Source organism: Achromobacter sp. DH1f (genome assembly GCF_000633435.1).
Classification (GTDB): Bacteria; Pseudomonadota; Gammaproteobacteria; order Burkholderiales; family Burkholderiaceae_B; genus Achromobacter; species Achromobacter deleyi.
The window spans coordinates 1-340 of record NZ_AYMF01000105.1 but is presented as its reverse complement, the minus strand read 5'-3'; the positions used below and the strand labels follow the sequence as shown (position 1 = coordinate 340).

At 71.8% G+C, this 340-nt stretch carries 1 protein-coding gene; it reads left to right on the top strand.

Annotated elements, in window-relative coordinates; translation table 11 throughout:
* On the top strand, positions 1 to 340 hold a 340-nt coding region (locus U858_RS0133225), incomplete at both ends, for a TolC family protein (RefSeq protein ID WP_029954767.1).

The window sequence follows — 340 nt, the reverse complement described above, 5'->3', positions numbered from 1 at the left end:
CAATACAAGCAGACGGTGCTGGGGGCATTCCAGGAAGTCGAGGACAACTTGTCCACGCTGCGCGTGCTGGACGACGAGGCACGGGCGCAGGACGACGCGGTGGCGGCTTCGCGCCTGAGCGAGCAGTTGGCGCTGGCGCAGTACCGCGCGGGCACCACCACCTTCCTGGCAGTGGCCACGGCGCAGGCGCTGACGCTGTCGAACGAACGCAACGCGGTGCAGCTGCGCGGCCGCCAGATGGTGGCCAGCGTGGCGCTGATCAAGGCCGTGGGCGGCGGCTGGAATGCGTCCGCCCTGAATGCGCCGGATGCGCAGGCGCTGGCCGCGGCGGGCGGCGCGC